This is a genomic window from Shigella sp. FC1967 (genome assembly GCF_001743005.1).
In the GTDB taxonomy this organism is placed as follows: Bacteria; Pseudomonadota; Gammaproteobacteria; order Enterobacterales; family Enterobacteriaceae; genus Proteus.
Genome location: NZ_MIIZ01000632.1, coordinates 1 through 21,216 on the forward strand (window position 1 = coordinate 1; position 21,216 = coordinate 21,216).

At 38.2% G+C, this 21,216-nt stretch carries 16 protein-coding genes, 1 tRNA gene and 2 pseudogenes; 6 read left to right on the plus strand and 13 right to left on the minus strand.

The window, feature by feature from the left end:
- Positions 1 to 234: 234 nt before the first annotated feature.
- The 4 genes and pseudogenes from prfC to BHE89_RS25345 all read right to left on the minus strand — a co-directional run bounded on the left by prfC (position 235) and on the right by BHE89_RS25345 (position 3,331).
- Complete coding sequence (gene prfC / locus BHE89_RS07990) at positions 235 to 1,824, minus strand: peptide chain release factor 3 (protein ID WP_069369726.1); 1,590 nt, start codon at positions 1,822 to 1,824, stop codon at positions 235 to 237.
- 676 nt (positions 1,825 to 2,500) lie between these two features.
- Positions 2,501 to 2,949: pseudogene (rimI, locus tag BHE89_RS07995) on the minus strand (ribosomal protein S18-alanine N-acetyltransferase).
- A complete protein-coding gene (locus BHE89_RS25340) occupies positions 2,946 to 3,101 on the minus strand; it encodes a hypothetical protein (protein WP_286145987.1) in 156 nt (51 codons plus the stop codon). Before BHE89_RS25340 ends, rimI begins: the two are co-directional and overlap by 4 nt.
- Before the next feature lie 38 nt (positions 3,102 to 3,139).
- The gene (locus BHE89_RS25345) at positions 3,140 to 3,331 is read right to left on the minus strand and encodes a DNA polymerase III subunit psi (RefSeq protein ID WP_286145988.1); all 192 of its coding nucleotides are present in this window, start codon (positions 3,329 to 3,331) and stop codon (positions 3,140 to 3,142) included.
- Between the two features lie 129 nt (positions 3,332 to 3,460).
- Here BHE89_RS25345 and rsmC point away from each other — a divergent pair, with 129 nt between their 5' ends.
- A complete protein-coding gene (gene rsmC, locus BHE89_RS08005; protein WP_069369728.1) occupies positions 3,461 to 4,477 on the plus strand; it encodes a 16S rRNA (guanine(1207)-N(2))-methyltransferase RsmC in 1,017 nt (338 codons plus the stop codon).
- 152 nt (positions 4,478 to 4,629) lie between these two features.
- Positions 4,630 to 4,715 (plus strand) — tRNA-Leu (locus tag BHE89_RS08010).
- 65 nt (positions 4,716 to 4,780) lie between these two features.
- Here BHE89_RS08010 and BHE89_RS08015 read toward each other — a convergent pair.
- From BHE89_RS08015 to BHE89_RS08035, 5 genes are all read right to left on the minus strand, one after another.
- Positions 4,781 to 5,044, minus strand: coding sequence for a DUF1435 family protein (locus BHE89_RS08015; RefSeq protein WP_069369729.1), 264 nt, complete (start codon positions 5,042 to 5,044; stop codon positions 4,781 to 4,783).
- A 208-nt stretch (positions 5,045 to 5,252) separates the two neighbouring features.
- Positions 5,253 to 5,801, minus strand: a complete 549-nt coding sequence (locus BHE89_RS08020; protein WP_069369730.1) for a GNAT family N-acetyltransferase — start codon at positions 5,799 to 5,801, stop codon at positions 5,253 to 5,255.
- Between the two features lie 2 nt (positions 5,802 to 5,803).
- The gene (locus BHE89_RS08025; RefSeq protein ID WP_069369731.1) at positions 5,804 to 7,435 is read right to left on the minus strand and encodes a Na/Pi cotransporter family protein; all 1,632 of its coding nucleotides are present in this window, start codon (positions 7,433 to 7,435) and stop codon (positions 5,804 to 5,806) included.
- A 420-nt stretch (positions 7,436 to 7,855) separates the two neighbouring features.
- Positions 7,856 to 9,295: an alkaline phosphatase gene (gene phoA, locus BHE89_RS08030; RefSeq protein WP_069369732.1), complete on the minus strand. Its 1,440-nt coding sequence runs from the start codon at positions 9,293 to 9,295 to the stop codon at positions 7,856 to 7,858.
- Positions 9,296 to 9,689: 394 nt separating this feature from the next.
- On the minus strand, positions 9,690 to 11,051 hold the full coding sequence (locus tag BHE89_RS08035) for an alpha/beta hydrolase-fold protein (RefSeq protein WP_286145989.1): 1,362 nt from the start codon (positions 11,049 to 11,051) through the stop codon (positions 9,690 to 9,692).
- A gap of 646 nt (positions 11,052 to 11,697) precedes the next feature.
- Here BHE89_RS08035 and BHE89_RS08040 point away from each other — a divergent pair.
- Entirely contained in the window at positions 11,698 to 12,225 is a 528-nt protein-coding gene (locus tag BHE89_RS08040) for a hypothetical protein (RefSeq protein WP_128860393.1), read from the plus strand.
- A gap of 80 nt (positions 12,226 to 12,305) precedes the next feature.
- Here the strand turns inward: BHE89_RS08040 and BHE89_RS08045 are convergent, their stop codons facing one another.
- From BHE89_RS08045 to serB, 4 genes are all read right to left on the minus strand, one after another.
- A complete protein-coding gene (locus BHE89_RS08045) occupies positions 12,306 to 13,445 on the minus strand; it encodes an ElyC/SanA/YdcF family protein (RefSeq protein ID WP_077885162.1) in 1,140 nt (379 codons plus the stop codon).
- 386 nt (positions 13,446 to 13,831) lie between these two features.
- A complete protein-coding gene (nadR, locus tag BHE89_RS08050) occupies positions 13,832 to 15,076 on the minus strand; it encodes a multifunctional transcriptional regulator/nicotinamide-nucleotide adenylyltransferase/ribosylnicotinamide kinase NadR (protein ID WP_069369736.1) in 1,245 nt (414 codons plus the stop codon).
- 11 nt (positions 15,077 to 15,087) lie between these two features.
- The gene (gene radA, locus BHE89_RS08055; RefSeq protein ID WP_069369737.1) at positions 15,088 to 16,479 is read right to left on the minus strand and encodes a DNA repair protein RadA; all 1,392 of its coding nucleotides are present in this window, start codon (positions 16,477 to 16,479) and stop codon (positions 15,088 to 15,090) included.
- A 38-nt stretch (positions 16,480 to 16,517) separates the two neighbouring features.
- The gene (serB, locus tag BHE89_RS08060; RefSeq protein WP_069369738.1) at positions 16,518 to 17,495 is read right to left on the minus strand and encodes a phosphoserine phosphatase; all 978 of its coding nucleotides are present in this window, start codon (positions 17,493 to 17,495) and stop codon (positions 16,518 to 16,520) included.
- Between the two features lie 109 nt (positions 17,496 to 17,604).
- Here serB and BHE89_RS08065 point away from each other — a divergent pair, with 109 nt between their 5' ends.
- The 3 genes and pseudogenes from BHE89_RS08065 to BHE89_RS08075 all read left to right on the plus strand — a co-directional run bounded on the left by BHE89_RS08065 (position 17,605) and on the right by BHE89_RS08075 (position 20,897).
- On the plus strand, positions 17,605 to 18,333 hold the full coding sequence (locus tag BHE89_RS08065; protein WP_069369739.1) for a YtjB family periplasmic protein: 729 nt from the start codon (positions 17,605 to 17,607) through the stop codon (positions 18,331 to 18,333).
- Between the two features lie 227 nt (positions 18,334 to 18,560).
- Entirely contained in the window at positions 18,561 to 20,102 is a 1,542-nt protein-coding gene (locus tag BHE89_RS08070) for a YjjI family glycine radical enzyme (protein WP_069369740.1), read from the plus strand.
- A pseudogene (locus BHE89_RS08075) lies at positions 20,074 to 20,897 on the plus strand (YjjW family glycine radical enzyme activase). Before BHE89_RS08070 ends, BHE89_RS08075 begins: the two are co-directional and overlap by 29 nt.
- The last annotated feature ends 319 nt before the right edge of the window (positions 20,898 to 21,216 follow it).

Sequence of the window (21,216 nt, forward strand, 5' to 3'; positions counted from 1 at the left end):
TCAAGATGTAGCTAGGCGACAAGTGAATGAGTCGCTAGGAGCATACATCAGTATGTGACTAGTGCGAATGAACGCCGTCAACAACGCTACAACTTGAAGCAGAAGAGTAGATACTCTAAATAATTCAAGATGTAGCTAGGCGACAAGTGAATGAGTCGCTAGGAGCATACATCAGTATGTGACTAGTGCGAATGAACGCCGTCAACAACGCTACAACTTGAAGTATGACGAGTATCAGTGTTCACGCGTCTGATGAAACTCAACATCAGGATAACGCTCACGTGTTAAATTCAAGTTGACCATCGTTGGTGCGATATAAGTTAAGTTATCACCACCATCGAGTGCCAAGTTTTGTTCATTTTTACGTTTAAACTCTTCGAGTTTTTTCTCGTTATTACATTCAACCCAGCGTGCTGTTGAAACGTTAACGGATTCATAAATCGCTTCAACGTTATATTCACTCTTAAGTCTTGCAACAACCACATCAAACTGAAGTACACCGACAGCACCGACGATTAAATCATTATTTGCCAGTGGTCTAAAGACCTGTACAGCGCCTTCTTCTGATAACTGTACCAATCCTTTAAGTAGCTGTTTCTGTTTTAACGGATCACGTAAACGAATACGGCGGAATAACTCAGGGGCAAAGTTTGGAATACCGGTAAACTTCAGGATCTCACCTTGGGTAAAGGTATCACCAATTTGAATTGTACCGTGGTTATGAAGACCGATAATATCCCCAGGATATGCGTGTTCAACATGAGAACGATCGCCCGCCATAAAGGTTAATGCATCAGAAATCACCACATCTTTTTTGATTCGAACTTGATGCAGTTTCATGCCTTTATCATACATACCTGATACAACGCGTAAGAATGCAACACGGTCACGGTGTTTAGGATCCATATTGGCTTGGATCTTAAAGACGAAACCAGTGAATGTCTCTTCAGAAGCGGTCACTTCACGCATATCTGTTTGACGAGGCATTGGTGCTGGTGCCCATTTTACAAGGCCATCAAGCATATGGTTAACACCAAAATTACCTAATGCAGTACCAAAGAACACGGGGGTTAATTCACCCGCTAAAAATGCCTCATGATCAAATTCATGGGAGGCACCTAATACTAACTCTAATTCATCACGTAGTTGACTTGCTAAATCATCACCAATAGCTTCATCAAGCTCTGGATTATCTAGCCCTTTGATAACGCGAGAATTTTGAATAGTATGACCTTGACCTGTTTGATAAAGATACGTTTCATCTTTCAGAATGTGATAAACCCCTTTGAAGAGTTTTCCGCAACCAATAGGCCACGTAACAGGGCTACACGCAATTTTTAATTCTGTTTCAACTTCATCCATGAGTTCCATTGGATCACGGATATCACGGTCAAGTTTATTCATAAAAGTCAGAATTGGAGTATCACGTAAACGCGTTACTTCCATTAACTTACGAGTACGATCTTCGACCCCTTTAGAGGAGTCAATTACCATTAAACAGCAGTCAACCGCGGTTAAAGTACGATAAGTATCTTCAGAGAAATCTTCGTGCCCTGGGGTATCTAATAAGTTCACTAAGCAATCTGCATAAGGGAACTGCATCACTGAGGTTGTAATAGAAATACCACGTTGTTTTTCCATTTCCATCCAGTCAGATTTTGCATGCTGATTTGAACCACGACCTTTTACGGTTCCTGCACGTTGAATGGCTTGTCCGAATAACAACACTTTTTCAGTGATGGTTGTTTTACCCGCATCGGGGTGGGAAATAATGGCAAAAGTTCTACGACGAGCAACTTCTTGCTGAAAAATAGGATTAGACATCAATGGTGATCTTCTGGTTGATAGACGAGAGAATGTAAGACACTGATATATTGCTATAAATAATAATTAAAGTGACTATAAAGACATTCAACCCGTAAGTTAATCGTAATTGGCGCTTATTTTCGCCTATCTTGTCTGTATAAACAATCAATGGTTACTATTTTATCTACTTGAGAGAGTGATGCCTAGTGTTTGAAAAAATTAATCACGCCTATTGCCTTATAGATAGAGCAGCCTTGTTTTCATTGATACTCTCAATACCTATGTTTGCTAAACATTTCACAAGCTGCTTTTATGAGCTATCAATAAAGTAAAGAGTTAGCCTCTTTATTTTCGGTTAAAAATCTAGAGAGACATAAAGAGCTAAATAAATACATCTCTATTTACATTTAATTTTTGTCTATATTTAGAGACAAGTCACTTTATTTAAAACAAAAAAATAATACTCAATTTTACTTATTTTAAATACCATTCACCTTTTTTAACACCGTTATAATCACCTAATGTTTTAAAATTAAGACGATGACAAAAGTGAAATTACCTTGATGAATTTACATTAAGTAAGAATAAAGATAAATTTAAAACAAAAATAATAAAAAACAAAACATTTACACATCGAATAAAATAAAAACGCCCAACAGAAGGCGTTTTAAATTTAACTTAAATAAAGATTTAATTAGAAAGAAATAGGATAAGCCATGATAATCGCATCCTCATTCCCTGTCTTTGTGGGGTAATAGTTTTTTCGTTTTGAAACAAAATTAAATCCTATGGATTCATAGAGATTGAACGCTTTTTCATTAGATTCTCGCACCTCTAACCACAAGGTGGTTATATTTTTTTTCTCAAGTGTTTCAATCAGTTCTAATAAAAGTGCTTTACCGTAACCTTTCCCTTGATAATCAGGATGAATGGCAATATTAAAAAGTGTTGCCTCATCTAATATTAATTGCGTAATTGCGAAACCTACAATAATATTATCAATGCAAATTTTTTAGATTAAAATAATGACTACCTTGGTTACTATAAAATGTTTCTTCACTCCAAGGGAATGAATGACTTAATTTTTTCAATTTGCCATGCTAATGGTAAATCAGCAGGGTTTAAGAGTGAAATGGTCTTCATATTGAGAGATTTGTTTCCAAAGATCGCGTTTTTGCATCAGCATCAAAATATAACTGATGTAATGAAGGGCTTCTCAGAGAAATATATTCAGAGGGAAGTATGAGATCAGTGCCTAATAACCAGCAGGGAAGATCAAATGATTCTGTGAGCATGCTCACATCATCTGTTGTAATACAATAGATTTCGTCTTTTATCTATCCCCATCGGCGCTAAAAATATCAGAGAAAAGCCCGTTATTTAGATCAACGGTATCATCAGTAATGATAAGTAAACGTGTTGTATCCGGAAATTGAACAGAATGCTCGCCTTTTAACACAGCAGGCTTACGAAGTACCCACTGACGAATTCCAAGTTGGGATAACATTCTGTCTTTACGGCTCATTATGCTTACCTATCAAGTGTAGAACAACGGTACATAGTATCAGAGGGCATAAACTACGCCAATAAATAGCGTCGGTTTCTTTATATCTGATATCATGCGTCTTATGTTTTTTAAGGAGTAATAATCATAATGTCCTCACTGTCCCCTGCTAGCGAAGTTATTCTTCGTCACCTAGATCATTTCGCAGACAGGCATGTACTTATTGCAGGTGATCTTCAAGATACTTTCGCAGCGCAAATTCAGGCGAAAAGTGTCAGAGCATATACAAACCAATATCACCAGTGGCTACCATTACTAAAATCAATGGGTGATAATGCACTCTTTGGTTTAGTTGCAGATCAATCCTTTGTGAAATATTGCAATACCTTGATCTATTTTTGGCCTAAAAATAAAAATGAAGCCACTTTCCAACTGCGTAGCCTTTGCTCTAACTTACAAGTGGGTACTGAAATCTTTATCGTCGGTGAAAACCGTAGCGGTGTAAAAAGTGCCACAGAATTAATGAACGGTATCGCTAAACTTAAAAAAATAGATTCAGCGCGCCGTTGTAGCCTATTTTTTGGTACTCAAACATATCAAACCCTATTTGATCGTAATAACTGGTGGCAAACTTATCGCCATGATGATCTGACTGTAATGGCTTTACCCGGTGTCTTTAGTCAAAATGCATTAGATGATGGTAGTCGTTTATTACTATCAACGTTTGACGATGCAATGGTTGGGGATTTACTGGATATGGCATGTGGTTGTGGTGTTCTTGCCACTGTACTTGGCAAGAAAAACCCAATGTTAAAACTCACACTGTGTGATGTGAATGCAGCGGCAATTTCTTCTAGTATCGCCACCTTAAACGTGAATGAATTAGAAGGTCGCGTCATTGCAAGTAATGTCTATTCAGCCGTTGAAGAAACTTATGATTGGATAATCTCAAACCCCCCTTTCCATGATGGTTTAGGGACAAGCTATGCCGCCGCTGAAGATATCATTCGCCTTGCCCCAAATTATCTGAAAAAAGGGGGTAAATTACGCATTGTAGCGAATTCATTTATCCCTTACCCGGATATACTGGATCATGTATTTGGTTCTCATGAAGTGCTTGCATCAACAGGTAAATTCAAAGTTTACCAAGCAACCAAGAAAGAGTAATCACAAGCCCTGTTATTTATAACGGGGCTTTATTTTTAGGGAAGGTTTTAAGTCATCATTCAAGGTATTTTATTTTTCATCTCCAGAATAATTTATTGAAAAAATAATTGACGCTAAAAATAAAAAGCATAAAATCCGCTTCCTGTCTGAATGCGAGAGTGGCGGAATTGGTAGACGCGCTAGCTTCAGGTGTTAGTGTTCTTACGGATGTGGGGGTTCAAGTCCCCTCTTCGCACCACTCAATCACTCTTCTTTTTTTCCTGTAATAACATCTCGTCGATGACTTGCTAAATATTCTATTCTCTATCCATGATACGCAACCACCAGTGTCATCAAACTGTAGGTTAATACAACACCTGCGGGGATCATTACCCACATCTGTAATTTCTTATGGAATAGCATCAAGGTTGATAACAGCATTGAAACGACTAAAACCAGCGTAAAGGCGGATGTTCCTACAATAGAATGTGTGAGTACGGTTACTAAAGAAGAAACCGCTAACATTTCCCATAAACTAATGCGAGATGTCCAAGATGTCACTGAAGATATACGTGTTGGTTTAGCCATAATAACCTACCACTAATGATAATGATTTTCATTATTATATATAACACCTATATCAAATCAACTTATATAAAGAAAAAAACTTGTTTTATATCCTTATTTTTTAAATGGTTATGTCTCTCTTTTAATAGAAGAAATAAAAATGCCCTATCATGTTTCCACGATAAGGCAATTAATTTTATTATGTTATTGTTATAGGCAATAACCGAAATTAAGCGTTATTTGGCTCAATAAAATGAAAGACTAAATGAATATCTTCAGGCTCTCTTTCATAAAGTTCAGGATCAGGTGTATCAATTAAACGACACCCTAAATGCTGATAAAAATTTACGCTATTTTCAGAAGGTGTTGATGAAATATATAACCCATCAGCTCCTTTTTGCTTCGCATATTCCACACAATAATCAAATAATATTCGTGCTAAACCTTGCCCACGTTGCTGATGGCTGACATGTAAAAAAGAGAGTTGAAGTAAAGTGCCATTTTGACCTCGTTTTTGCGGATCAACACTCGCAGCTGCAACTAGTTGACCTTGTTCAAAAACGCCCCAAAAAGGCGCACCTCGGTCAAAACTTTCGAGTAAAACAGGCGTATAGTGTTCTGCTTCACCTTCTGGCCAACCTTTCATATCAAAGCGTTGCGCTGTTAAAAGCAACGTTCCTTCTTTTAAGACATATAGCTTTTCAATAAGCTCAGTTCGATCAATTTCCCATACTTGTGGAATTTCATTTCGTGTTAATTGACGAATAATATATTTCATAATTAAAGATTAACCTGTTCTGATGATGATTCACTTCGTTCTAGTGCGTGATAAGCCACAGCACAGAACAAGGAATTCAACCGTTTCATATCACCAAGCAAACTGGTATGCAGAGAACTGGTTTCAATACTTTGCATATTATGCAAATGAAGACGTTCAACATGTGCAAACGAGTAACGCTGATTGAGTAAACGGAAACGATGTTTTGCTCGACGTAATTTACGAGCATGTTCCATGTTGCCGGAAACAAATACCGACATCGCCAGATTCAGATTACTTTGCAGACGCTCAAGGAGTGTCTGTAATTCACGACGTCCTTCCTCCGATAAAAATAAGTGGTGATTTAAACCTTTGCTCACCACTTCAGCTGACATACGCGCAATAATAGCGGATGATTGTTGTAAATTCATCGCTGTATCAATAATTTCAGCCCAACGTCGGGAATCTTCAGTTCCTAGATCATGCTGTTGAATTTGAGCCATATACAATTTAATGCTGCTGTGAAGTAATTCCACCTCTTCTTCTAGCTGGCTAATTTCCCTTTTTTGCTGACGATCGCCTTCCATTAATGCAGTAAAACGTTGCAGCATTTGTTCTATTACATCACCTAATCGTAGTGACTCTCTAACCGCATTAGCAATCGCCAATGAAGGCGTATCAATAGCTGATTGATCTAAATAACGCGGCGCCATTTCAGATCCCGTCACAGGTAATTCAGGAATAAGTCGCTGACATAATTTTGCCATTATGCCTACAAAAGGGATCATCAAAATACAGCGAGCAAGATTATAAATAACATGAAAATAGATAACGACTTCAGCGGGTGAAAATCCATATTGCTGAATTTTATTTGCAATGAGGGTTATCCAAGGTAAAACCAATAAAGCGCCAATTAATTTAAAAAATAAGCTTCCTAACACCACTTGACGCGAAACAACACTTTGCCCTCGGCTACTCATTAAGGCGAGTAATCCACTCCCAATATTAGAACCAATCACAATGCATAGGCTGATATACAAAGGCATTAGCCCTGTTGCACTCAATGTCGCAGTTAATAACACTGCCGCAAGACTTGAGTAGCTTACCATCGCAAATAAAGCACCAACGAGAAGAGCTAAAATGGTATCTCCACTTAATGAAGTAAAGATAGCTTGTACCGCACTGGCATGAGTAATTGGCTCAGCTGAGGTGACTATCAGTTGTAAGGCTAAAATAATTAAGCCAAGGCCAATGCCTACTCGCCCTAACTGCCCTACTCGCTCTTTTTTACGGCTTAGAAAAGTGATCACCCCGATAAGGATCAGAAGTGGAGATAGCCAAGAGAGATCAAACGTCAGCACACGCGCCATAAGTGCAGTACCCACATCTGCACCTAGCATAATAACAAGTGCGGGTGTAATCGAAATCAGTCCTTGTGTCACAAAAGAGATAACCAAAAGTGCCGTCGCATTACTGCTTTGGACTAATGCCGTTACTCCCACCCCCGCGAGGAAGGCGTTGGATTTTTTATTAATACTTTTACCTAAAATTCGGCGTAAATCGGAGCCAAAAACACGCATAATACCTGTACGAACAATATGAGTTCCCCAGACAAGAAGCGCAACCGATGAGAGTAAATGAAGCAGTGTCAGCATAGAAAAAAGAACCTTATTTTTATCGTTGTTTGTTTGACTCTGTTCTCCTTCAATCTCATAAAAAAGAGAAAGACCATGAGCAGATAAACTATCTGAAAAAGATTTTTTGCTGGTAATGCCTGAACAAAAATGGATGTTATTAGGCAAAAAGATATTGCAACTTAAGTGCAATAATCAATGGAGAAATTGAGAATTTTGTATGAATAAATGTGTAATTTCGATTAATTATAACAGAAAAGTGCTAATTTTCAAAATTAGACTATAAATAACCTATTGATTTATTATCACTTTATCGACATAAGATCGTATAAATAAAAAAAACGCGACTAGAGGGTATCTCTCTAAGTCGCGATAAAATACAACAAGTTTAGTAAGGCAATTCGACTACAACTTCAGACAGACTATAAATTTAACGGGAACTTATTTCAGACCCATCGCGTCACGCATTGTGAAGAATAAGTCTGTTTGGTCAGTTAACCCAACCACATTCGCCGCATGTGGACCATAAGCGGCAACACGAAGTTGTGAGCCAGTGTGTTCTTGTGACTCTTCTTCTGAGTTACCGTAGTTCACTACCATCACTGCACCATCTTTAGTGATCAGCGCTTGAGTTAACCCGCTTGATTTCACGTCCGCCTCAATAATTTGGCTTGAATGAGCATGATCAGCAGTTACGATAATCAAGGTGTCGCCGTTTTGTTTAGCAAAATCTAAACCGATTTGTACCGCTTCATCTAATGCAACCGTTTCACCGATTTGTCCGCAAGGATTCGCATTATGATCTTGCTTATCGATAGAGGCGCTTTCAACTTGTAAGAAGAAACCATTTTCATTCGTTTTCAGTAAGTCGATCGCTTTTTTAGTCATTTGTGCCAGTGTTGGCGCATTTGGATCGAGTTTAGAGTTAGGTTTGCACTCTAGAGGTGGATTATTTAAATTACCATGATACGTGGCTTTAGGGCCTTCCCAAGCCACAGCCATATTTCCTTCATGGAACAAACCCAGTACTGGCTTATCTTGGTTCGCAAGCGTAATTGCATCAAGTGATTTTGCATCTTTCACGATTTGATAACCACGCTCAATCGCTTGTTGCTCTAACGTTTTGCCTTTGTATTCACCCGCGGCAGCGGTTTGAGCAAAACTTTTCGCACCGCCCCCTAATGTAACATCTGCACGAGTGACTAATAATTGCTCAGAGATAGAACCTCTGCCGCCATTCTCTAATGCATTGGTTGAGCATTTTTCTAACGTTTCAACAGGGCCATAACATTTGCGTCCTGTTACATGCGAGAACAGCGCTGCTGGTGTTGCATCTTGAATTTCTGATGTTGTCACGTTCCCAGTAGCCTTTCCATTAGCTTTTGCTAATTCCAAAATAGTTTGGTGATCCTTACCAAACACATCAATCCCTAATGCACCATTATAGGTTTTGACACCCGAAGCCCATGCTGTTGCAGATGCAGCGGAGTCTGTGACATAGTTAGGTTTTTGTGTTTTTCTATCTAAAGCATAGTGTGTGTATTGACCCGTAATAGGTAAGGCATCGATACCTTTAAAGAAACCACCAGCACCTTCCGCATAGTTACGCGCAACAGTAATTTCCGAATCCCCCATACCATCACCAATAAAGAGGATCACATTTTTTGCTTGGTTATTATGTAAAGCTGCTTTTAATGCCTCAGTTTGATCCTGGGTCATACGGCGAGCACCGCCAAATTCCGTGATATTACCTTTTGCTGCACGATCTTGTGCCAAAATTGCATCAGCAGCAACGGGAGCTGCAAAAGAAGAGAAACTCGCACCAGCCAATAGCGTTGTTACAATAATGGATAAAATAGAACGTTGGTAACGATGAGACATAGCTTTTTCCTTGCACTCTAAAATAAAAAACAGGATTCATGTTTTAAGTCAGGAAAAGCTTACGGCTGTTAAATGACAAAGAAATGAAGAGTAAAAGTGATTTAGATGACACCTTTATGACAAGTTGATGACAAACAAAAAGCTTATACCGCGAATGCATGTATAAGCTTCTGTTGGATTAAAACATATTATTAAGGCGTGGTATTAAGACGCGCCGTTAAATTAGTCATTCTCTTGGGTTAATGCTTTTGCCCCCAAATACAGGGTTTCACACCAAGAAATATAATCATGTCCACTCGCCATTTCGAGTGATTTAACAGGATAACCTTTTTGTTCTAAAACCTGTTTAAGATGACGATTATTATTTAAAATCCCCCCCTTATCACCACGACTTTCAAATAACCCCGCCTCTAAAAAAAAATTGTAGTGGCTTTTTATCTGCTTGCTCAAATTGTCGAATAAGCCACTCAGGCTCTTCATTTTCAGGCGCCCACCAATAAGAGCCAGACATACTCAGCACTTTACCAAAACGATCAGGGCGATTAAATGCAACCCATGAAGATGCTAACCCGCCATAACTTGAGCCTGATACAATCGTCTCTGTTCCCGATACGTCAATCCCTTTCTCTTGTTCTAGCCAAACAAAGAGTTCATCTGCCAAGAAACGATAAAAATCAGGATTTGGTGGCAATTCAACACTACGGCGATCGCTGTCAATACTATCAACAAATAAGATCATCATCGGTGTCAATTTACCTTCCTCGATCTGTTTATCAAAAAACCGATCAATACCATATTGACGACGATAAGTTTGACCATCAAATAATACGAGGATCCGTGGTGTTTCCATTTTTTGTGCTGGCAGATAAAGCGCTATTTCACGATCATTATTTAAGATCTCACTGTGAAAACGAACAATCTCTGTCTTGCCTTTCATTGTTCTATCAAGAATATCGGGTAATTGACATTCACGTTTACTGTCCAAGGACAATAAAGAAAAGTGATTATAGATATCCTCAGATTGACTTGGCGAATTTTGAGAATTCAACGGATCGGCTTGTGCGGTGGTTAAAATCGCACGACGTTGCTCAAAAGGCTCTGAATTTTTAATAACAGGTACATCAGGTGCTAATTTATATTGCATTAGTGTATCGTTAGGAACGATATAACTACGGTACCAAATATCACTATTTGCTAAATGGGTTAACGGATCATGATTACCATCGGGTGATCCCAATAAATAGACATTCGATTTCGCGCCTCGCCATAAAAAGGTAACTAACTTTTTGTCATTATCATAAGGCTCAATCAGGGGAGCACCTTCCTGATGAACTTGTTGCCAAAACGCCTGAATACGTTGTTGATTTAGTTGTTGAGCAAGTGTTTGTAAACGGGGACTAACAGGGGCAATTCCCGCATCGTTATCTAACGGCTGATAAGGTTGTGTTGTTAGCGTGAATTGCCACTGCTTTTTAGCTTCGCCCTGTGCAACCAATTGATAATTCGCAGTTTTAGGTAATAAAAAACGTACTTTTTGCTGCCCATCAGAAGGAATATCTTTTAATAAACTGCGAATATGAGTGCCATCTTGTTTCTCTAACCGTAGGTTTTGTATCCCTTTTATGTTTAATTCAACATAACGCTCACGCTCTAAATGAGCAGCAAAACACAGCGTATTGTTATTATCAAACTGGCCTGTTATTTCTTTGCCTTCCGTTACGGCTAAACAATTAGCAAAACTGGGAAAAGAGGCCATCAACGCGCATATCATCAGAGGAATTCTCACTTTATTATTCTCGTTATAAACTATTGTGATAAACAATAGTAATGATAATTGTTATCAATTCAATTAAATAATTCAAATAAAAAAGATGTTAACTATCCAAGTCGTGCTGCAAAAATGTAGCGTTAACGCCTGTGACTGTGGTCTGTGATGTCCTTGCATTACCTATTGTTATCTTAGCAACACCGGCTATTTATCTTTTCTTTCCTGAGATATTAGATAACGATTAAATCCAATTGGAGTGATTTATTATTTTATTTGGATTTATCTTAATGTTTCCCTATTAGCCATCTTTATAAACTACACTATATAATAATTGCTATTTTTATATTAATAAAACTATCTAAGAGATATTACTTTATTATGAATAGACTTATTTTACGTGTTATTTATCTCATTACACTAATATTTTTCTATATCGAGTTTATCTGGATGTCTCACTTTCTGCTATGTGGAAAGGTAATCCACCTAAAACTAAAGAATATGTTCACTACGAAGAATTCAATGATAATATTGTTGCATCATTTAAATATGAAAATTTTTGTTTTAGAAAGAGATACAACTGTAAAATGTTCTAGTTTCTGCTCACGTTATCCTTCGTCTGGTATTGGTTTAGTCGGTGAAAAATATATTTTATCTTGTGGAAGATGGAGGATCTAGTCTAGAACAAATGAATAATGTTATTCAAACAGTTCCATTGATAAAATTTAAAAACATAGATAGCTTAAAACAATTTAATTATTATAAAGCCAATAGTGGCTCACCAGTACCTTCTTTTTCAGGTGAGTTCAGTATTTTTACTGTTGATCGTTCAAAATTAAATGAAGATGAGATCACTTCACTTAAAAAATATGGTTTTACCGAAAATAAAGATGGCTATTATAAGGGTTATAAAATAATAGGAATGATATTTACACGAGAACAATTAAGATTTAATTTTTATCCTAAAGATAATCTTGCAATGAAATATAACTTAGTATTTCTTTCTGCCAAAGAAGAAGAGAAGAATAATCCAAGTCGAACTTTGCGTAATTTTGCATTAACACCGTTTACGCTGGTAGGAGATGCCGTTCTTCTCCCTCTAGTGATCATTGCAACGCCTATAGTTCTGCTTACCACACCTATTGGTGTACCAATTTCAAATTAACCGTTGTTAACTTACGGCAAATAGAAACCCAACATAGACGTTTATTCATATCATTGGGTTTCTATTCTAGCTTAATTAAATTAACGCTCTTCTAATGGATAGCTACGGAAGCTCCATAATCCTAATGCTTTTAAGCCATCACGATAAATACCCTGTATATCTGATTTGCTGGCTTTTTGTAATTCCGCTAATGGCTTATCGGGCGCAACAACGGTCAAGTAAGAGATATCACTTGGTCCACTTTGCCAACTCGCGAGAGTAAAAATTGCATCAGCACGACGAACATGACTACCAGAGCTGATAATTACTGCGGTTTTAATACGATGTTTGGTTAAAGCATAACGGCTAAATAACGCATTTTCGACAGTGGTACGTGCGTAGTTTTCTTGGAAAATACGTTCAGCTGGAATACCATTTTTCACCAACCAATCCGCCATTAATTTACCTTCTGTTTGATGCGCTTTAGGTACACCACCTGTCACAACAATCATTGCTTCAGGCAATTGTTTAGCGACCTCTAACGTTTTATTTAAGCGTTCAATTAAAATCTTATTCATTGTGCCATCGGGATTTAACGCATAACCTAATGTCACAATCGCGTTGTTATCTTTGGTTTTTTTCAGTTTTGCTAAATCAGCAGGGGTTAATTTATCACTTAATGGCATTTTGCTGACGCGATCGATTTCGGCAAAGAATCGGCTAATTTCTTCTGCTTTTGCCGGATTTAATGATTTCAATTTATTGAAATAGGCTTCGCTCTCTTTATTTTGACCTTCAAAACGTGTCCATGAAGTGACGTAAATTAACGCATCAATATCATCAGGTGCCGCCTCTAAAATCTGTTTATAGATAGTGATCGCACGAGGAACATCATTGTTATAGATATAAGCGCTAGCAGTACTAAATAATAAATCGAGGCGGTAAGGCTCTAATTTATAAGCTTGCTGCAGTTTTTGCGCCACAATTTCCATATTTGATGGCAGTTTTCCCGTAAAACCCGCATCAGAGACACGCGCTGGTGACTTAAAGGCATCTAATGCATCTTGGATCAAACTATCAACCGTTTGGCGCTGAGAGACATACTGCTGATAGCTATTATCTGGTTGATGAACTTTTTGATAAGCCAATGCATTTGATGAGACGGTAAAACCTAAAGCAGCAATCGCTAACGAAATGACTGTTTTCTTGATATGAAGTGAAACACGGGAAGGTTGCGCCATTATCTTGTCCTTTTACGAAAAATAGTCTACTTCTTCACTTGAACGAATGAAGATAGAGCGTGTGACTCCTCACACCTAATGGCAAAAGAAATACACACCGATAAATCTATACCTGATATCTATCATAAAGATCCCTGAATTTATTTTCAGTAACCTTTTTCACCTTATTGAAAAAAATAGCATTATTATGTAGATAACCGACTTTACAAATTTTTTTATGTATTTTTATCTTTTGAACAGAGATTTAATTCTAAGTGATCATCCGTAATGAAGAATAGTAAGTGGCAATGATTTATTCTTTACGAAAAATGAAAGAGCTGAAGTATAATTAGGTTAATGAGCAAATGTAAAAAAGCCATAACATGGCGTTTTTTTTAATCATAATATTATTCAATATGCTTTGATTGCATCATCAATAATTCTCTGACTAATTCAACACAACTTAAGAAGCGCTCATCATAATCCGGAGAATTCACTTTGATATACTCAATATTGTTTTTATCAAGCATTTCTATCAGCAAGGTTTGGAAATAACGCCTCTCTTTATCACTGCCTAAGCTACGTAAACCATCTGCTACCCACGGCGTGTTATTTTCTAGCAAAATAACTAGATCAAAACGGTATTCATCAATCAGAGCTTGAACAAAGGGATGCTCTTTACCTTCATAACGTAAACAGAATGCCTGTGTTGTGACAAAATCCGTATCAACAAAAGCCACTTTGTTGGCATATTTAACCGCAAAATCAATATATTGGGCATGTCCTAATGCAATTTTATCATAGTCAGAATATTGCAATGCCATCTCGTCTCCGCCTAAATGAGAGAAAACGTAATCACGACCATATTCCCATGCACTGGTCGTATTAAAAATATTAGCAAGCTTATTGACCAATGTTGATTTACCGCTAGATTCACCGCCTAAAATAGCCACTGTACGCACAAAGAAAGGCTTAACTTCTGTTGGAATATATTCCCAATATTTAAAAGGAGCTTGGCGAATTTGACTACCACTGATATTCATAAATGAACGTTCTGGATCGATAAGTACCGTTTCAATCCCTAAGAAAGCGTTATATTGATCCGCGTCATCACGTTCACTGGTATAGATAAAGTCAGGTGTAATTTGCTTTTCGCGTAAAAACGTTTTTATTCCTTCACTCCACATTTCCCAACCATGGGGCTGAGGCTCAATACCATGTTCATCAAATTCATGAATACGAATATTTTTTTGATATTTAAAGGTTTGTAATAACCAACGCAATCTGTCACTCACTGTTGGCTGTTGCGACATTGCACTGTTAATAAATAGATTTTTATCACGCGGCTCGTCATGACAGAGGATCACATGTAATTCATCAACTTGACTACAAGCGCGTTGAATTAAATAAATATGTCCTGTATGAAGAGGATAAAATTTGCCAAAGATCACACCGATGGTTTTCTTTTTCACTGGGTATTCTAACCCTAAAAATTGGTGTAATGCCGACATCTTTTGAGCACTGGGACTCTTGATTTTATTGTTAATCAATTGGCTAAGATAGCCTTTTGTCATATCACTTTCATCAGCAACCTGTTGTAAGGTATACCCATTTTTTCTGATAGCCTGTTTGATATAATCAAAAGGTCCCATAATTAGCTCCTTTAGAAGTCTTCTAAATCATCAAGAACAGATAATGCATCTGACAGCTTTTTCACACCATACACTTTCATATCGGGTGGTTTTTTCTTTGGCATATTGGCACTGGGTACAATAGCGCGTTTAAAGCCATGCTTGGCTGCTTCTGCAATACGCTCTTGCCCACTTGGTACAGGTCGAATTTCTCCCGCAAGGCCAACTTCACCAAATATCACTAAATCACGCGGTAAAGGACGATTACGAAAACTTGATACTAATGACAATAACAACGCTAAATCAGCGCTGGTTTCTGTGACTTTAACGCCTCCAACCACATTGACAAAAACGTCTTGATCAGACATTTGTAACCCGCCATGACGATGTAAAACCGCAAGTAGAATAGCAAGGCGATTTTGCTCTAATCCCACCGCAACACGGCGAGGATTCGATAGCATAGAGTGATCAACTAAGGCTTGGATCTCAACCAATAAAGGTCGAGTGCCTTCCCATACCACCATCACAGAACTGCCTGATGTGATTTCATCCCCTCGACTTAAAAAGATAGCCGATGGGTTGCTGACCTCTCGTAATCCTTGCTCAGTCATTGCAAAGACACCTAATTCATTAACGGCACCAAAACGGTTTTTATGACTACGTAAAGTACGGAAACGAGAATCTGTTTCACCATCAAGCATAACAGAGCAGTCAATGCAGTGTTCTAATACTTTCGGCCCCGCCAATGTGCCATCTTTTGTGACATGCCCCACCATAATAATGGCAACATCATTGGTTTTAGCAAAACGAGTCAAATAAGCCGCCGTTTCACGTACTTGAGCAACACTACCCGGTGAAGATTGAATATCCGCCATATGCATCACTTGAATAGAGTCAATCACCATCAATTTAGGCTTTTCTTGTGAAGCAATTAAACAAATTTGCTCAATGCTGGTTTCTGACAACATATTCAGTTCTGCTGTCGGTAAACCTAATCGATGAGCGCGCATAGCGACTTGTTGTAGTGACTCTTCACCCGTGACATACAGCGTTTTCATTTCTGTGGCTAAACGGCACATAGTTTGTAGTAATAACGTACTCTTACCCGCGCCAGGGCTTCCCCCAATTAAAATGGCACTTCCGGGAACAACGCCACCACCTAATACACGGTCAAACTCTTTAAATCCTGTGGAGAATCGAGGCAGTGCTTCAAGGCTAATTTCCGATAGCTTTTGAACACGGCTCACACCTTTTGCATCCCCTGCAAACCCACTAAAGCGATCATTACGAGAAGAAGGGGCGGCAGCAAGACGGATTTCTGTAATTGTATTCCACGCATGACACGCTGAACATTGCCCTTGCCAGCGAGGATAATCTGCACCACATTCATTACATACAAAGGCTCTTTTTGCTGCTTTTGCCACACTTCTCTCCCTACGATAACGAGACTAAAAAAACGCGTTTAGCGCTCTTCATGTTTTAAACCACCACTTAAAATACACATCACACCCATTAAGTCAGCATGACGAATAGCGACTTTTGCCTGAGCATATACTTTCGGTTTTGCATGATACGCAATGCCAAGCCCTGCTTTTCTCAGCATTTTCAGATCATTTGCACCATCACCAATAGCAATGGTTTGTTCCATTGGGATTTCTAAATCTTTCGCTAAACGCGCAAGCACTTGTGCCTTGTATTTCGCATCAACAATGGTGCCTTTAACTTTGCCCGTCAATTTGCCATCTTTAATTTCAAGATGGTTTGCAACAGCAGCAACTAAACGTAATTTTTGTTTTAAATTATCAGCAAAATACGTAAAGCCACCAGAGGCAATCGCAATATGCCAGTCCATTGCTTGAAGTTTACGCACTAAGCTTGTTAATCCAGGCATGAGTGGTAAATCATCCATGACTTTTTGTAAAATAGAGGCATCCGCACCTTTAAGTTCAGCAACTCGGAGTTTTAAGCTTTCACTAAAATCCATTTCACCTTGCATCGCGCGTTCTGTTATTGCTGCAACTTTATCTCCTACACCCGCCAGTTTGGCAATTTCATCAATGCACTCAATTTGAATAGCGGTTGAGTCCATATCCATCACTAAAAGCCCAGGAGAACGTAAACGAGGGATCTCACCTAGAGGAACGACATCTAGGCCACATTCATCAGATAAACGACGAATTCGACGGGTTAAACTACCAGCAATACGCACGACTTGATAATCATCAATACGCCATGAAGAAACCACTACGATTGCCACGCCTAATTTATGTTGGAACTCACTAATTCTTTTTTTATCGAGTTCACGTCCATACAGTAACCATCCGCTATCGCCAGCACGATAATCCAGTGGCATCACCTCTTCACCACTCAGTGATAACGGCAGACCTGGCCATTTACGGATTTCATCCGGTAAATAGCAATAGGTCAGACTATTTGACATACTTATTCTCCTGTTTTCCCCTGTCTGAACAAAATAATCGTTATTCAGCCTATTCTATCTCTGACTCATCTGGCAACATGCACATACTTGCTTACGCAAAAGGATGAACATGCTTAAAGACAAACTAAAATTCAAACTACAAAAAACGGCAATTATACTGATTTGTATCGCACTATTGGCATTTCTTATGCAAGGTGCGTCTTATTTTAGTCGTGCTAATCAGCACGCCCGTATTACTCAGTTTGAAGAGCTTGCAAAAACGCTGGCAGAACAAGTTGCGTTCTCTTTATCCACTTATTTAGATGACAGTAGCAAAGATAACGTAAATCCCCTCATTATGGCTAATTTAAATCACCTAACTCACAATAGTCGGGTGCTTGATGCCAGCCTTTATTTAGAAGATGGTACACAAATAGCGCATAGTGGTGAAAATGTTACTGTTAAAGAACGATTAGCACTAGAAGGACAAAAAAGTGGAGGTTCTTTTAATCATCAACTTGTTGTGCCTGTGCCGGGTAAAGATAAACCCAAAGGTTTTTTAAGACTGACATTAGATACTCATCAACTTGTGACTGAATCAAGCCAGGTCGATAATACGACAAATTTATTGCGTGTGATGTTATTAGTCGCATTGGCTATTGGCTTTTTGCTTTCACATAATCTTCTTCAGTTAACACCGGTTCATTGGCAACAATCGCCTTATTTATTAACGGCTAATTTACCGCCTCGCACTGAAAAAGAGGAGGTTGAAGAAAACGAGAATAAGGAAGAGAAGGGACCAAAAGAGCAAGTTAACGCGAAAAATAACGGCTCAGAAAATGAAACAGATAAAACATGACGTTTGATTCTTTTCGTTGATCAGTCAGTGAGTTTAGTCACTCATTCACTAAACTCACTTTTTTCACACCCTATCATTTAGATATATCTAATTTATGCGTATTTTTGTGCTATTCCCCTAATCTTTAAAGGGGTTTTGTTTAAAGTCACGGTAAATTCTTATCAAGTCATTAACCTAAAAAGATAAGTTTTAAATCTTTTTCTGGCTCTTTGAGTACTGAGGTGGTTATGACTGAACAATCTGTTATCCAACGTTGTCAACAAATCGTAGAAAACCCAACCCTTTCTCCTGAACAAAAACGCCATTTTCTCGCGTTAGAAGCGGAAAACATGTTGCCTTATCCCTCGCTTCCTGAAGATGCAGCTAAAGCACTTAATGAACGGGTTATCTGTGATATGTATGAAGGTCATGCTCCTTATAAACCGCGTTATGTGTTACCAGACTATGCGAAGTTTTTAGCGCAAGGCTCTCGCTATTTAGAACTTGAACCTGCACAAGATTTTGATGATGCACTGAATATGCTCACAATTCTTTATCATCATGTTCCTTCCGTCACGTCGATGCCCGTTTATTTAGGTCGTATTGATAAAATTTTACTGCCTTATGTAGGTGACCTGACGGAAGAGCAGCTCTATCCAAAATTAAAGCGTTTCTGGCGTTATCTTGATAGAACACTGCCAGATGCCTTTATGCACGCCAATATTGGTCCTGAAGACTCTGTTCTTACGCGTTTAATTCTTAAAGTAGATGTTGAGCTTCAACAAGTCGCCCCTAATCTCACCTTTATTTATGATGCAAATTCGACGCCTTCTGACTTATTGCATCAAGCTATCACCAATATTTGCCATAGTAGTAAGCCCCATATTGCCAACGGTACATTACAAGATGCAGTCTTTGGCAAAGATGAATACGGTATTGTTAGCTGTTATAACTCACTGCCTCAAAGTGGTGGCGGGAGTACTTTAGTCCGGATTAACCTTAAAGAAGTCGCTAAACGTAGCCAAAATAGCCAAGATTTTCTTGAGAAAACATTGCCATTTTATATGCAAAAGCAAATAGAGATCATTGATGCCCGTTGTGCATTCCTCTATGAAAAATCCAATTTCTTTGAACAGAGCTTCTTAGTAGAAGAAGGACTGATCTCACCAGATCGTTTTGCCCCCATGTTTGGTATTTACGGTATGGCAGAAGCCGTGGCACTTCTATTTGAAAAAGAAGGCAAGCAAGTCGCTTATGGTGATCATGAATCTGCCAACAAACTTAGCTATATGATCAGCGAAAAACTCGCACAATTTGTCGCGGATACCCCAGTAAAATATGGCTGGAAACATCGCGCAATGCTACATGCACAATCAGGTATTAGCTCGGATATTGGTACCACACCTGCAACGCGTATCCCTTATGGTACAGAGCCGGATCCCGTGACCCATTTAATGACGGTAGCGCCTCATCATCAATTTTACACTTCAGGGATCAGCGATATTTTAACGGTTGATGAAACCATTAAACAGAATCCTGATGCGTTAATGCAACTCTGTTTAGGGGCATTTTCTTCTGGATTAAGAGAATTTACCGCCAACGTAGGGGGTAATGATTTAGTCCGTGTGACGGGTTATATGGTGCGTTTATCTGATTTGAAAAAATACAAAGAAGAAGGCTCTCGCCTTAATACCACTTGGTTAGGTGATGAAGCCACGGCAAATTGTCATATTGCTGAACGCAAACCACGAGTGATTAGCCATGAACAGCAGATGCGTTTCGATAAATAAAATACTGCCCTTCTCTTGTGTCGATGGCCCAGGCAATCGCCTGGCCATCTTCCTTCAAGGATGTAATTTGCGCTGTAAAAATTGTCACAATCCCTACACCATGGGGATTTGTGACAATTGTGGTGATTGCATTCCAACTTGTCCACAACAAGCACTTTCATTAAAGAATGGTGTGATAAGTTGGAACAGCGTCAGTTGTGAACAATGCGATACCTGTATTCAGCAATGTCCACGTCAATCAAGCCCGATGACTTTAACCTATACCGTTGATGAATTAATGGCTATTACACGTAAATATGCAGCATTTATTAACGGCGTAACAATAAGTGGTGGTGAATCAACGCTACAACTTCCCTTTCTTATTGAATATTTTAAAGCAATAAAACAAGCTCCCGATCTTCAGCATCTCACTTGCTTAATTGATAGCAATGGCACGCTTTCTATTAACGGCTGGCAAAAAATAGCCCCTTATATGGATGGAGCGATGATCGATTTAAAAAGTTGGGATAATGATATCCATACTTATTTAACAGGAAGAGGTAATCAACGGATTAAAGAATCAATTAAATGGTTAGCAAATAATAATTTACTTACAGAATTACGCCTTTTATATATTCCAGAAAAAAACCGATTACTTAGAAAATATTGAATTACTTTCCCAGTTTATTAATTCACTTGGTGAATCTGTGTTGATCCGTATTAATGCCTTTCATCAGCATGGTGTTTATGGTGAAGCTGTATTGGCAATCTGCCAATAAAGATGACATTCATCGACTGAAAATAGAACTTAAATAAAAGAAACAACACATTCATAAAAACACCTAACATATATTCATAATAAAATATATTAAATAAAATAAAACAAATTAAAAACTAATAATATCTAAAATAATTGAAATTAAATTTTTTAAATAAAACACTCTAATATTGACAGGTTTATACGTTCAAATTAATCTTCAAAAACCTGCAAAATAGACGGAGTCATTTCTTATGTTTATAAATAGAAATAAATTAAAAATTTCAATTATTATACCACTAATAATTACCCCTTCATTAAGTTACTCTAGATATATTACTTCCGAATTAATAGAAACATCTCCTATTGATTTTAAAT